This window comes from Paenibacillus sp. FSL H3-0469 (genome assembly GCF_038051945.1).
In the GTDB taxonomy this organism is placed as follows: Bacteria; Bacillota; Bacilli; order Paenibacillales; family Paenibacillaceae; genus Paenibacillus_AQ.
In genome coordinates, this window is the sequence record NZ_CP150302.1 from 1,894,327 (window position 1) to 1,908,550 (window position 14,224).

Sequence of the window (14,224 nt, forward strand, 5' to 3'; positions counted from 1 at the left end):
CCTCTTTTCTATAATGAGCGTAACGGTGGGACCGGGCCTTGCTCTAACAATGATACATGCTTCTGCCGCTCCTTGGCAAGTCCTGCCGGTCAGCCGCTTGCCCGCTTAGTGATGTTTACCATGATTCCATTCGCCTGCGGATTGGCACAATAACGTTATCCTCATCCCTAAGGAGCGTGAAATTATGAGCTTAATCACACCCGAACGCCCTCCTGCCAAAAGAACGCGCAAGCCCACCGGCCTCTTCATCCCGGAGCTGGTGTTCTTTGAACCTGATGCGCTGAATTATCCCAAAGGGGAGCGGATTATGGAGTGGGTCAAGTCCCGCAATATTCCCTACCGCATGACCACCTCGCATAACCGGATTACCAATCTGCCGGGCGAGACGGAAGTCGAGCAATACAAAATCGCCAAACGGACGCTGGTGGTCGGCTTGCGCAAGACGCTCACTTTTGACCAGTCGAAGCCGTCTGCCGATTATGCGATTCCGATTGCCACCGGCTGCATGGGCCACTGCCATTATTGTTACCTGCAGACGACGCTGGGAGCGAAGCCCTACATCCGTGTCTATGTCAACACCGGGGACATCATCGATGCCGCCAAAAAATATATCACGGAGCGCTCCCCGGAAATCACGACATTCGAAGCGGCCTGTACCTCAGACCCGCTCGGCCTTGAGCATATTACCGGCTCGCTGACAGAACTGATCGAATTCATGGCGGAGGAGCCGCTCGGGCGGCTGCGCTTCGTGACCAAATACCAGCATGTCGAGCCGCTGCTTAAGCTGAAGCATAACGGCCATACCCGTGTACGCTTCAGCGTGAACGCCGATTATGTAATCAAGAACTTCGAACCGGCCACCTCACGCTTCGAGGAGCGGATTGAGGCCGCCGGACAGATCGCCCGTGCCGGGTATCCGCTGGGCTTCATCATTGCCCCTATCATCTGGCATGACGGCTGGGAAGAAGGCTACAGCGAGCTGCTGGAGAAGCTGGCGCATGCCCTGCCGCCGGAGATTGGCAAGGGGCTGACCTTTGAGATGATCCAGCACCGCTTCACCAAGACAGCTAAGACTGTCATCGAGAAGCGTTATCCGAAGTCGAAGCTGGAGATGGACATTGAGAAGCGCAAGAAGAAATGGGGCAAATGGGGACAGAACAAATACGTCTACCCGGACGAACAGCAAACCGCCCTGCGCGAATTCATCACAGAGCGGATTTTCGAATATTTTCCGGAAGCAGCTATTGATTATTTCACTTAAGTCACCTAATTAGAAAATCAGCCAGCGCGGCGTGATGCCCTGCAGCCAAATCGTAATGCGAAACATCTGGTCGGTGAACAGCAGGATGCCCATGAATACCATCAGCCCGCCGCCCAGCTTCATCAGCAGGTTGGAGTATTTCAGGATTTTGCGTGCTCCGCCCAGGAAAAAAGCCAATCCGAAGAACGGCAGGGCAAAGCCGATACTATATGCCGTAATCATCGTAAACCATGTTCCCGGATCACTGGCCGATAACGCAATTATAGCTGTTAGAATGGGACCTATGCAGGGCGACCAGCCTGCCGAGAACCCGATACCGAAGATAAAGGAGCCGAGGTACCCGGCAGGCTTCCATCTCAGCTCCAGCTTGCGTTCCCGGAGCAGAAACTGCGGCTGGAATACCCCCAGCAGGAAGAGTCCCATGACAATAATAAGAATCGCCGATAGTTGACGGATCAGATCCCGCTGCCCGTTGAAGAATTCACCGAACAACCCGGCTCCAAAGCCAAGCGTATAGAACACTGCCGAGAAGCCCAGAATGAACGCCAGCGTATGCGAGAGAGTCCGGAGACGGACCTCTTTGCTGTTGCTGCCGTTCTTCAGCTCCTGGACCGATAAGCCGGTAATATAAGATAGATAAGAAGGATAGAGCGGCAAGCAGCAAGGCGATATAAATGACGCCACTCCGGCGGCAAAAGCGATTCCTGCATTCAGGTTGGACACGGGCGCATCTCCTTCCATAGTCGGGGTCACTCGGGTCACTTCATGTAGCAACAGAACAGATACAATTATGTAGGTGGTGCAAAGGGCGGCCGGTTGTACGCTTATTTGTTAGGCTGGCAGCCCTTTTTTGCCGATGAGGGTTAGGGTCAATAGTGCAATTAACAGCAGAACAATCGTTGCTCCCGGAGCCAGATTCCATACTCCAGCAATGACCAGTCCGGAAGTGACAGCAATCTCGGCAATCGCCACGGACAGAATAACCGAGGACTTGAAGCTCCGGGACAGCAGCAGACTAATGGCTACAGGAATGGTCAACAGCGCAGAGACCAGCAGTGAGCCGACAATTTTGATCGCCGTACTGATCACCAAAGCCGTTAACACCGTAATCAGCATATTGAGCAGCTTCACCGGAAGTCCGCTGACACTGGCCGCATCCTCCTCGAAGCTGAGCAGGAAGAATTCCTTGAAGAATAAGGTTACGACGACCACAACTGCAATTGTAACGATTCCCACCACGACAAGATCGGTAGTATTGAGCGTATAGATGCTGCCGAACAGATAGCTCATTACATCTGCATTATACCCTTTGCCCAGGGTGAAAAAAAGTGAGGCCAGCGCTACACCGCCCGACATGATGATCGCAATGGACAGCTCGGCGTAGCTTTTGTAGGCTTTGCGCAGCTTCTCAATGGCAAATGAGGCCACGACTGCAAAGATCAGCCCCGCCCCCAGCGGGTAAAAGCCGGTCAGAAAGCCCAGCGCTACCCCGGCGATCGTAACATGCGCCAGCGTATCTCCGATCATGGACAGACGCCGCAGCACCAGAAAAACGCCGATCAGCGGCGCCGTAATGCCAATCATCAGCCCGCCGGCCAGCGCCCGCTGGAAAAAATCACTAAACAGGATTTCCAAGATGAATGTCTCCTACCTTTCAAATATAAACCTTTCATGCGAAAAGCTTTATCAAACCCTTTTTCAAACCCTTTTCGATCCCTCCCAAACCCTCCCTTCCCGAAGGGAGGGCCCCAAGGGCTCTGCCCTATGGACACCCGCTAAGTGCAATGGGCGTGGGAGGACCGATTTTTGCTGCTTAGGGACGTTGGTGGAAGGATCGCTTTGCCTCCCTGCGGGATACGCTTCACAGAAGACGGGATCTACTTACGTCACAAGATTAAGATCAAAAGACTAAGATCAAAAGATTAAGGTCAAAAGATTAAATGATCGTCCTATGTTGCATAATGGACGATCCAAAAACTGACTTAAGCGTCCTATGTTGTACAATGGACGATCCGAAAACTGACTTGGTCGTCCTATGTTGCACAATGGACGATCCGGACAGCACCCCACCCCTTAATTGCAGAACGTACAACAGAATCTTAACTTTTGAGCGGTTAATCGGGTTCTGTTGTATTTCGTACAATGGATATTGGCAGAAAGGCTGGAAAAAGGCCCATTTCAAAGAATCTAATGTACAAACTGCAACAGAACAGCAAAAAGGGCAGAAATTCGGGCAATCTACTGTACAAAATACAATAGGCTGAATTTGGAGCAGTTGGATCGTTTAATGATCAGGGCAACTATCCTCTTATCAGCCAATTTCAACGATCAGGCTATCAGGACAACGTATGCTGCAAATTGTCGACGGCGCAGTTCTGCGCCTCGTGTGAATGGCGGCAGTAGAAATTTATCTTACCGTTCTTCTGGACCGGCTCGCTGCCCAGGTAATTCTTCATCATGTCGATATCATGCGAGACCATCAGGAAGGTCATATGGTGATGGGCATGCATATGCATGATCAGCTCGAAGAATCCGGCCTGGGTCTCGGCGTCAATACCGACGGTAGGCTCATCCAGAATCAGCAGATCCGGATGGTTGATCAGCGCGCGGGCCAGAAAGACACGCTGCTGCTGGCCGCCGGACAGCTGGCCGACTCTTTTCTCGGCGATGTCCTGAATCCGCATGACCTCCAGCGCATCCTCACATTGCCGGTGCTGGGCCTTCGAGACCCGCCGGATCAGGTTCTTGTTGTTGTACAGACCTGACAAGACCACTTCGCGCACGGTTGCCGGGAACAGCGGGTTGAACGCATTCTTCTGCGGCACATAGCCAATCCGCTCCCAGTCCTTGAACCTCCGCACAGGCTGCCCGAATAATTTGATCTCTCCGCTGGTGGCAGGCAGCAGGCCGACGATCATCTTAAGCAGCGTAGTCTTACCCGCACCGTTAGAACCGAGGATGCCGAGGAAATCACGTTCTTTTACCGTATAATTCAGATTTGAGATCACTTTCTGTTCCCCGTAGGAGAAGGACAAATCCTGTATTTCGATCATATGCTGATGGCAGTCCAGGGATACCGGTTGCATGTGAAGTACCGCCTTTCACTTATACTTTCCTTATTATTGTAAGGCCAGAATGAGATTTTGCAAATTTTTCTCCATTAAGGTGAAATAGTTGTCCCCGTTCTTCTGCTGGGCCTCGGTCAAACCTTCTACCGGATTCAGCACCATCGTGGACACACCGGTCTCACTTGCCAGTGTCTTAGCCAGCTTATCAGATACAAGCTCCTCGAAGAAAATATAACGGATGCCCTCTGCCTTAACCAGCGCCGCCAGCTTCACCAGATCCTGACCGCGCGGCTCAGCGTCCGGCGACAGCCCCATAATGGCATGCTGGGACAGGCCGTAGTCCCGCGCCAGATACGAGAACGCCTGATGTGATACGACAATCTCCTTGTTAGGCAGCTTGCCCAGCTCTTCAGTGAACTTCAGATCCAGTGCGTTCAGGCGGCCGGTGAGCTTTTGATAACGCTCTTCATACCCTGCGGTATGCGCAGGATCAACGGCTTGAAGACTATCCTTGATATTCTTAGCCATCACAAGCGCTGACTTCGGGCTTACCCAGGTATGCGGGTCGGTGTGCAGGCTGTCGCCATGCCCGTCTGCTTCAGCCTCTTCACCTTCATGACCGTGATCATGCCCATCGTCTTCGTCGGTTGTAATCAGCTTCACCCCTTGGCTAACCTCTACAGACTTGGTTTTACTGTCACCATCGAGGCTCTTAAGGAAATTTGGGACCCAACCTTCCAGACCGGCTCCATTATAGAGGAACAGCTGCGCCTTGGAAGTACTTATGATATCCTGGCTGCGCGGTGTCCAGTCATGCGGCTCAACCCCTACTGGAAGCAGGTTGATTACATTGGCATCGGCGCCGCCGATTTCGGCAGTGAATTCATATATAGGATAAAAAGTAGTTATAACGTTCACTTTACCTTCAACAATGCTTCCGCTGCTCTTCGGCCCGCATGCCGCCAGCGACAGCGTAAGCAGCAGAACAGCAGCGAGCAGCAGCCCTTTTTGTAAGCTTTTAGTTACCATTTCTCTATCGACCCCTTAAATCGTAAAATTTACTATTAGAATTATAATAGTAATGCTTACGATAAGTCAACTCCGATCTGCATTTCGCCAGTCTGCAGGGCTTCCTGTGCACGGTTAACTCGGAGCAAAAAGAAGCAATCCCCGCTGCCTCTGGCCTGCGGGGATTGCTGTACGGTCACTATACGGATGCTCTTCGCATCCCTATTTCACAATTGCTCCGTTCGGCATGCTATCCGGCACGGTAGCAATGGTCAGCTGCTCGCCCTTGGAGGCGGCCAGGATCATGCCCTGGGACAGCTCACCGCGCAGCTTCACCGGCTTCAGGTTCACAATGCAGATCACCTTGCGGCCCACCAGCTCCTCCGGTGTGTAGAACTTCGCAATGCCGGATACCACCTGGCGCTGCTCGTAGCCAAGATCCAGCTGCAGCTTCAGCAGCTTATCCGCCTTCTTCACCGGCTCGCAGGCGATAACCTGGGCTACGCGCAACTCCGCCTTGGCGAAATCGTCGATGCCGATTTCTTCCTTATGCTCCTCTTCCTCCGGATCGGCAGCAGCCGCTTCCGGGGCCACAGCAGCCGCAGCAGCAGGCGTTGCCTCTGCAGCGGCCGGCTTCCCGGCTCCCATCGCTTCGGCGATGTACGCTACCTCCTGCGCCACATCCAGGCGCGGGAAGATCGGGTCGCCCTTCACCAGCCGGGTACCTGCTGGAATCAGGCCGAAGGATCTGCCGCTCTCCCACGTAGTCAGCTCGCCCGGCTGAATGCCCAGCTGCTCCCAGATCTTCGCCGGAGCGCCGGTCAGGAACGGCTGGAGCAGAATGGACGCGGTGCGCAGTCCCTCTACCAGATGCCGCATCACCGAAGCCAGCTCAGCGCTGCGGCTCTCGTCCTTCGCGAGCACCCAAGGCTGGGTCTCGTCAATGTACTTGTTCGTCCGGCTGATCAGCGCGCCGATCGCGGTCAGGGCAACGGAGAATTCCATCTTCTCCATCGCCTCTTCCACTTTGGCGTAAGTGTTCTGCACTACCGCCTCAAGCTCGCCGTCAAATGCGGTGACTTGCCCGGCGTATGCCGGAAGCTCCCCGCCGAAGTACTTCTCAACCATTGCGCCGGTCCGGTTCAGCAGGTTGCCAAGGTCATTGGCCAGATCATAGTTGATCCGGTCCACGAAGCTCTCCGGCGTGAAGGTGCCGTCCGAGCCAAAAGGAACCTCGCGCAGCAGATAATAACGCAGAGCATCCAGGCCGTAGCGGTCAATCAGCGTCACCGGATCAACCACATTGCCCTTGGATTTGGACATCTTGCCATCCTTCATCAGCAGCCAGCCGTGCGCAAATACCTTCTTCGGCAACGGTTCGCCGAGCGCCATCAGAATGATCGGCCAGTAGATCGTATGGAAGCGGACAATTTCCTTCCCGACGATGTGTACATCCGCAGGCCAGTACTTCTCGTACAGACTGCGGTCCTCCGAGCCATAGCCGAGAGCCGTGATGTAGTTGGTAAGCGCATCGATCCACACGTACACTACATGCTTCTCGTCGCCTTTTACCTTAACGCCCCAGTCAAAAGTCGTACGGGATACCGCCAGATCCTCCAGACCCGGCTTGATGAAGTTGTTAATCATCTCGTTCTTGCGGGATTCCGGCAGGATAAACTCCGGATTCTGCTCGTAGAACTTCAGCAGGCGGTCAGCATATTTGCTCATGCGGAAGAAGTAGCTTTCCTCCTTGACCAGCTCCACCGGATGACCGCTGTCAGGGCTTTTTCCGCCAATAATCTTGCCGTCAGCATCACGTTCAATATCCACCAGCTGGGTCTCGGTGTAGAAGGTCTCATCCGAAATACAGTACCAGCCTTCGTATTCCCCTTTGTAGATATCCCCCTGCTTCAGCAGACGGTCAAAAATATCCGCAACCACCTTCTTGTGGCGCTCCTCTGTGGTACGGATGAAATCATCATTCGAGATGTCCAGCTTCTTCCACAGATCCTTAATACCGACGACAATCCCGTCCACGAACTCCTGCGGGGTCTTCCCGGCCTTGCCGGCCTTCTCTTCAATCTTCTGCCCATGCTCGTCCGTCCCGGTCAGATAGCGCACCTCATAGCCGCGCAGCCGCTTGTAGCGGGCCATCGCATCACCGGCTACCGTGGAATACGCATGCCCGATATGCAGCTTGTCGCTCGGATAGTAGATCGGTGTTGTCAGATAAAAGGTTTTGTTCTCACTCATTACTTCATCATCCCTTCGTTATCCCTAATCGTCCATTTCACACAAAAAACTCCCGCCCCCATTATGGGGCGAGAGTAAACTCACGCGATACCACCCAACATTCCCCGGCTCCTCACAGAGCACAGGCTTCGTCAGTTCCTCAAGCGGAACTGTCCATTAACGCTGGAACACGCCGTGCGCTTACGCAGACCCCGGCTTCAGGCCTTCCGCTCGAACACAGTTCCTCCCGGACCATATTCAATCTGGCATCCCATACCGGCTCCCAGCAGCCCCGGCTCTCTGTAATGGTGTCCATATCTACTTATCCGTTCCTCGGAATATCACTTATTATTCAAAATATACCCATCCCGGCAGCCCGTGTCAAGTCGTATGCAGCGGCTTGTCCCCGGAGGGCTGTTCTTTGCGCGGCGGCACCGGGTCAAGGCCTCCCGGATGGAAGGGATGACAGCGGGCGATCCGCCTGGCAGCGAGCCATGAGCCCTTGAGTGGTCCATGGACCTCAATTGCCTCCAGCGCATAGGCCGAACAGGTCGGGTAGAACCGGCAGGTGGCGGGCTTGAGCGGCGAAATGAACTTGCGGTAGACCCGGATAGGAGCCTGTACCGTTCTTCGTAAGCTAGCCATATTCAGCGTCCCTCTTTGCTGCGGGCGGCCCCGGCCGGCTCTTCTACTCTTCCCTGCTCACAATCCTTGCAGTAGCCGAATACCTCGAATTTATGCTTGACCACCCGGAACTGATCCGGCGGATCGGTTAGATTCATCGGGCAGAATTGAATCGGGTACGTCTTCATACACTGCAGACAAATCATATGGTGATGATGGTGATCCTGACTGCAGCTTGCCTTGAATTTGACGCCTTCTTCAAATACAATCTGCTCCAGTACCCCCAGTTCCTCCATAACGCGCAGGTTACGGTAGACTGTATCGAAGCTCAGCCCGCTATACTTGCGGCCCATATGCTCATATACATCCTTCGCAGACAAATATCCCGTGTTCTCGCCGAATAATTTGGCAAGCGTCTTGCGCTGATCGGTGATTCGCAGCCCCTGCCCCGACATGGCTTCCAGGATTTGATCTGTCGACAGCATTCGCTCATCTCCCATAACATAGGTCGTTTGTGTTGCACTCTCTTTATAATGCCCCAAAAGCACTGCCCCGTCAATAAAAGCGCCTGTTGCCTGCCCTCATCGGCAGACTTGCGGCAGAATACAAAACGGCAGCCGCCCCCTCAGGAGCGCTGCCGTTTTGTATTCTAGAAGAAATTATTTTTTCGCCGGAAGCGGCGTGAAGACAAAGTTAACGGGCAGGTTGCTGCCGGAAGCAACGGTGAAGACCATCTCCACACGGCTTTCGTATTCACCGGTACGGTAGACTACGGCGTTCATGTCCGACTTATCTAATTTGCCCTTGTTCGGCAGATTTACAACCGTGCCGTTTACGAGGATGGATCCAAGGTACCCTCCCCCACGCGGGTTGAAGGTAATCAGCGTATTGGCTGCAACACGTTCCAATACAATTTTGTACAGAACCCCGAAGTTACCGGAGTTGGAAGCTGTTGTCCCGTTCATCGGATCAATGCCGTCCAGGTTCTTGTCATTGACGTTATCGCCCAAGATCAGCTTGGACTGTGAAGAGCCCACCAGATCGGTCACATTCATGATGCGTGTAGAATCCGGATAGGTTCCCCGGTTATGCACGCCGTCTCGGTCAAGAATCGGTAGAATTGGCAGTTCAGCAAGCGGATCTTTGGACTGCTCGACCATAACCACGTTGTATAGAACAGGATAATCACTATTCAGATCCGCACTGAGGGACATAACGTCCTTTGGCTTCATAGCCACTTTGTTCAGGTCTGTCATAATAGAAATGCTCTGTCCCGGCTGCAGGGTAATCTGCGATTGGGCAGAACCGGTAATCATGGAATTATAATATTTCTCAACCGATATCTTACCTGTATATTCCGGAGATACAACCGGACCGGCGATCCCCAGATACTGGGTAGTAATCGTAGTAGGATACAGGTTATTGTTCGTAGCGATCACATAGAGCTTCTGTCTTGTAGACATATTGTTCATATGATGCACAAGGAAGCGTGTGTTGCCTACAGAAGTCTCACGGTACAGTACACCTTCCGTATTAACGGTCTCCGGGCTGTTGCTGCGGATCAGGGTGTAGCCTTCGGACGACAGCGTATACGGCAGGTTAGGGAGCGCCGGGATCATCCCGCCGTCCATACTGATGATGTCCCCAGGAATGGTGAACAGCTTTGTTACTTCATCTTGTGTATACAGTTGTTCATTGGTGATTGTAATCATCTTCTCAAAAGTACTGCTAAGACCGTGCTTATCCGTAACCGTCAGTTGAATGGACAGCGGACCCGGGGTGAAATACGCCAGGGAACGATTGTTCCAGGTAACAGTCAGCTCTTCATTCTCGGGATCATAGCTGGTATCGGTCAGGATTACCGGCTCACCCATTTTGTATGCGTCCTTATCGGTCGTGAATTGCGCGACCGGCGGCTGATTCGGCTGCAGCACTTGGATAGTCACCGGATAAGGATCACTCCACATGTTGTTGGCATCCCGTACCGAATACATAACCGTATAGAAGCCCGGCTGATCATACATATCCCGCTTATTGTCACTCCAACGTTCTTCCACAATCGGCGTACCGTTCGGCGAAGAGCTGGAGGTCACATAAGTCACGATCGTTTCCCCGGCGTAGATTTCCTTCGGCTGAACCGTAAAGGAAGCTGTCGGCTTCGTATTCAGCGTAAGAATAACCCGCTTCTGAACATTGTCAACGGTGTAGGGAATTTTGAGTGCAGAGGTTATCGAGGTTAACGGTATCATGAAGGTGCCTTTGAACTGGTAAGCAGGACCCTTCATGGTAACCTTGGTACCATCGACTGTGTATATCTTGCTGTCTGTCTTGAACCGCATAATGCTAGTGCCCTTGGTTACAATAACTTCTTTGGTTTTGGCGTCATACGTGAAGGCAACGCCGACCATTTCCACCATTGCACGGATGGATACGTACGAGACGCCGTTCTTGACTGCCATCGGCTGATTGGCGGTGTAAGGCGTACCATTCTTGAACATCTTGTTGCTGTTCATCATCAGAATAAGCTGACCGCCACCTGCTGTAGAGGAAGTCATGCTTGGGGTTACAGGCGTGTCCGTTAACGGAGTAGCCGTAGGCACAGCGGCATCGGTTGGAACTGTGCCGTCCACAGGAGCAGCCGTTGCCCCTGGAACCTCAGTAGCGGCCGGAGCCGGAGTCTCTGTTACTGCCGGAATCCCTTGAACCGGTGATGCTGTAGGAACAGGTGCCGGTGTTGGGGTTGGAATCACTGTACCTGCTGGCGGCTCGGTAACAAGCGGCGGCAGCGGATCTGTTGACTCGGGCTGAAGCTGTGTTACCTCAGTGCCTGCCGCTGCGGCCACATTCCCGGTTGTTGTAGTCTGTGTGCTGACAGGCGCGGCCCAAGCCGGGATGGCTGCAGCGACTTGCGACACAGCCAATACTGCCACTAAAAACATTTTTTTGAAATTCATTGTACGACTCCTTCTGCTCCCATTGTAGTATATAAGGCAGGTATCTTCTTGGCTTTCTCTCCACCTTATATTTCCCGTAAAAACGGGAACCGCCCTCTTCAGGACGGCAGCATATTTTGCCACGTTCATTTTACAAAACATAGTATTAGACGCAAGGAACAACGAAAAGTTTCATTCTGTGTAAAGAAAGATCTATATAAATCCAATTATCGCCATTTTCAATGGGGTGACCCACCGATTCTATTATTCGACTGAATGCACTTAGCACATTTTTGCTTGCGATAAGTAATGGGCCTGCTGTCACCAGGAGAGTATAATAGTGTTACAGAAGGCATAAATTAGGATGATTGTTGACAAGAGATCGTGGTCGGGTCCTGATTAAAAACAGAGGGCTGTCCCGCAAAGCTATGAAACGGCTTTGCGGGACAGCCCTAATTACTGGAAAAGCAGACTTACTGTGCTTCAGCAGTCCGGTACTTGCTGCGGTATTCCTTCGGGGTCATTCCCGTCTGCTTCTGGAACACCTTGGTGAAATAACGCCGTTCCTGATAACCGACGCCCGAGCTGATGGCGGTGATGCTCTTATCGCTGCTGGCGAGCATGAATTTGGCAGCTTCAATCCGCTGCTGGGTGACATACTCCACGAAGGTCACCGCGAAGCGGTTCTTGAACAGCAGGCAGAAATAACTGCTGCTAATGCCAATCGTATTCGCCACCTCATCAATACCGAGATCTGTGTGCAGGCGCTCCGTAATGAATTGTGCGGCTTGATTCATCAGCTGCTCCGGTGTTTTTTTGACAGGCTCGTCAGCCGCAGGCACTTCCTGAAACAACGGGATGCTGTTGTACAATTTGTCCTTATACTGCCTGCTGCGAATCCGGGAGCCGATCTCCCGCACCTTATCGCCAAGCTCCCCGTAATGAATCGGCTTGCAGATATACTCCTTCACCCCGAGCCGGATCGCTTCACGCGCATAATCGAATTCCTGGTAGCCGCTGAGCAGCAGCACCTCGCTCGTAAGCCCCATCTCCCGCAGCTTGCCTATGAACGTCAGCCCATCCATCACCGGCATGCGGATATCGCAGAGCACCAGATCAGGCGGCGTTTCCTCGGCGATGCGCAGCGCCTCCATCCCGCTTCGTGCCAGCCCCGCAACCTCCATCCCCATGTCCTCCCAAGGCAGTACAGTATTGAGATTGCTCAGAATAGGCGCTTCATCGTCAACCAATAATACTTTTAGCATAATGGCCTTCCCCCTGCCCGTATTTCGGAATGACGCACTGGATGATCGTTCCTTCCCCAGGACTTGCACATATGAAAATCCCATATCTGTCGCCGTATTCAATCCGTATCCGGTCTGCGACACTGCGTACACCCAGCCCACGCCGCTCCAGATGAATGCCTTGCCCCGGCCGGCCTGCCGGCTGCTGCTCTGCCGCATCATTCACCATATATTGGAACATAGACAACTGGGTCGGGGTCATCCCGATTCCGTTATCCTGTATCCGCAGTACCAGATTGCCTTGGGTCTCCCATACTGTGACACTCACCAGACCCTTATACCCGATCCCCTCAAAACCATGCTGAATGCTGTTCTCCACCAGCGGCTGGAGCGTAAGCTTCAGAATCCCGCAGCCCAGCAGCTCTGGCGGAATCTCAAGCTCATAATCGAACAAATCCTCGAACCTGAATTTCTGGATATCGAGATAATTTCGCAGATGCTTAACCTCTTCCTCCAGCGTAATCTCATCCCTGTCCTGAATGCTGATCCGCAGAATACTCGCCAGCCGGTAGACCATCTCACTGACCTTGCGGCCTTCATTCTGCACAGCCAGCACATTGATCGATTCCAGGGTATTGAACAGAAAATGCGGCTTAATCTGTGCCTGCAGCACACGCATTTCCGCTTGATTCTTGCGCTGCTGTTCCAGATGAACCCGGCTGAACAACGAGTTGATTTTGTCCATAAGATCATTGAAGCCTCTGGCCAGCAGCGTCATCTCATCGTTGCCCTTCTCCTCAACACGGGTAGTAAGGTCGCCGTCCTCTACCCGGCGCATGAAGCGCACAATGACAGCAATCCCGCCTGTAATCCGGTTCATGAAGAACAGATTGAAGATGACAGCGCCCAGGAGGCACAGGAACATCACTACGACGAACCAGCGGGCGAACACCGTCACCTCATGAGACAAAGTATCCCAGGAAGTGACGGAGACCAGACTCCAGGGATACTCCTTGAGGTGGTAGACCGACAGAATGCTTTTCTCGCCGCCGAACTGTGTCTTGAAGCTCTGAAAGCCGGGTTTAAACGTAATCTCCTTCGTAGTGAAGCTGCGGAAATCCTGCCCGTCCAGCTGCCTGTCCGGGTCCAGCAGAATCATCCCGTCATCGTTAACCAGCATGAAAGACACCTTCTGGTCGGTGCCTCCTATCTTAAGATTGCGGAAAATCGACTCGAATTCCCAGTTCTTGATCTGCACCACCAGAATGCCGATATTCTGAAAGAAGCTTAGCTCCTTAATCAGTCGGATTTGCGTAAATACAGCCTCCGTTCCGGTTAGCTCAGGGTATTCGTGCGGGGCCAGCCATTTCGGAACCCCGTTCAGCTTCATTACCTCCTGATACAGCTCGCTGCCTTTGAACTTATCATAGGGCAGCGTGCGGAAGTTCTCCTTATTGAAGACCGATACAATCTCCGAGCTGCCTTTTCCGTTGAAGTTGTACAGGAAGGCATAGCTGATAGACGGATGATTATAGAGCAGACTGCGGAAATTGCGCTGGCTGGCATTCAGGCTGAGCTGCTCGGCGTCGGTTAGATCCTGCTTGGAGGGATCATCCGCGCTGAGCGCCATATGAAATACCGAGGTGGCAATTCCGTTGTCTGTCACATTGTCCATATCCTTGAACACATTGGAAATGCTGTAGCTGATCGCTTTGAGCGAATATTCGGACTGCTGGCTGTATTTCTTCTCAATGGAATTATAAGTGACGAAGAACATAATCATGCCAAGAATGAACAGCGGAATGATAATCAGGCCTAAGAATGCCGTAAACAATTTGTAGCGCAGATTCATCG

The 14,224-nt window shown here is 52.8% G+C and carries 11 protein-coding genes; 1 reads left to right on the forward strand and 10 read right to left on the reverse strand.

Annotated elements, in window-relative coordinates; genetic code table 11:
- The first annotated feature begins 184 nt into the window (after window positions 1-184).
- Window positions 185-1,261 carry a spore photoproduct lyase gene (gene splB, locus NSS83_RS08480; RefSeq protein ID WP_341184844.1) on the forward strand — a complete coding sequence of 359 codons (1,077 nt, stop codon included), beginning with the start codon at window positions 185-187 and terminating at the stop codon, window positions 1,259-1,261.
- A 9-nt stretch (window positions 1,262-1,270) separates the two neighbouring features.
- Here the strand turns inward: splB and NSS83_RS08485 are convergent, their stop codons facing one another.
- The 10 genes from NSS83_RS08485 to NSS83_RS08530 form a co-directional block, all read right to left on the reverse strand.
- Window positions 1,271-1,984, reverse strand: coding sequence for a cytochrome c biogenesis protein CcdA (locus tag NSS83_RS08485; protein ID WP_341184843.1), 714 nt, complete (start codon window positions 1,982-1,984; stop codon window positions 1,271-1,273).
- A gap of 108 nt (window positions 1,985-2,092) precedes the next feature.
- On the reverse strand, window positions 2,093-2,896 hold the full coding sequence (locus NSS83_RS08490) for a metal ABC transporter permease (protein ID WP_341018096.1): 804 nt from the start codon (window positions 2,894-2,896) through the stop codon (window positions 2,093-2,095).
- A gap of 701 nt (window positions 2,897-3,597) precedes the next feature.
- Entirely contained in the window at window positions 3,598-4,347 is a 750-nt protein-coding gene (locus NSS83_RS08495) for a metal ABC transporter ATP-binding protein (protein WP_076154425.1), read from the reverse strand.
- Window positions 4,348-4,380: 33 nt separating this feature from the next.
- Window positions 4,381-5,358 (reverse strand): zinc ABC transporter substrate-binding protein, encoded by a 978-nt coding sequence (locus NSS83_RS08500; RefSeq protein WP_341184842.1) that lies wholly within the window; start codon window positions 5,356-5,358, stop codon window positions 4,381-4,383.
- A gap of 201 nt (window positions 5,359-5,559) precedes the next feature.
- Window positions 5,560-7,590, reverse strand: a complete 2,031-nt coding sequence (gene metG, locus NSS83_RS08505; protein ID WP_341184840.1) for a methionine--tRNA ligase — start codon at window positions 7,588-7,590, stop codon at window positions 5,560-5,562.
- Window positions 7,591-7,950: 360 nt separating this feature from the next.
- Window positions 7,951-8,214 carry a membrane protein insertion efficiency factor YidD gene (gene yidD / locus NSS83_RS08510; RefSeq protein ID WP_339249555.1) on the reverse strand — a complete coding sequence of 88 codons (264 nt, stop codon included), beginning with the start codon at window positions 8,212-8,214 and terminating at the stop codon, window positions 7,951-7,953.
- 2 nt (window positions 8,215-8,216) lie between these two features.
- Complete coding sequence (locus tag NSS83_RS08515) at window positions 8,217-8,678, reverse strand: Fur family transcriptional regulator (protein WP_341184839.1); 462 nt, start codon at window positions 8,676-8,678, stop codon at window positions 8,217-8,219.
- 174 nt (window positions 8,679-8,852) lie between these two features.
- On the reverse strand, window positions 8,853-11,147 hold the full coding sequence (locus NSS83_RS08520) for a stalk domain-containing protein (protein WP_341184838.1): 2,295 nt from the start codon (window positions 11,145-11,147) through the stop codon (window positions 8,853-8,855).
- Between the two features lie 452 nt (window positions 11,148-11,599).
- The gene (locus tag NSS83_RS08525) at window positions 11,600-12,391 is read right to left on the reverse strand and encodes a response regulator (protein ID WP_341184837.1); all 792 of its coding nucleotides are present in this window, start codon (window positions 12,389-12,391) and stop codon (window positions 11,600-11,602) included.
- Window positions 12,369-14,222 carry a sensor histidine kinase gene (locus tag NSS83_RS08530; RefSeq protein ID WP_341348039.1) on the reverse strand — a complete coding sequence of 618 codons (1,854 nt, stop codon included), beginning with the start codon at window positions 14,220-14,222 and terminating at the stop codon, window positions 12,369-12,371. Before NSS83_RS08530 ends, NSS83_RS08525 begins: the two co-directional genes overlap by 23 nt.
- Window positions 14,223-14,224: the final 2 nt, after the last annotated feature.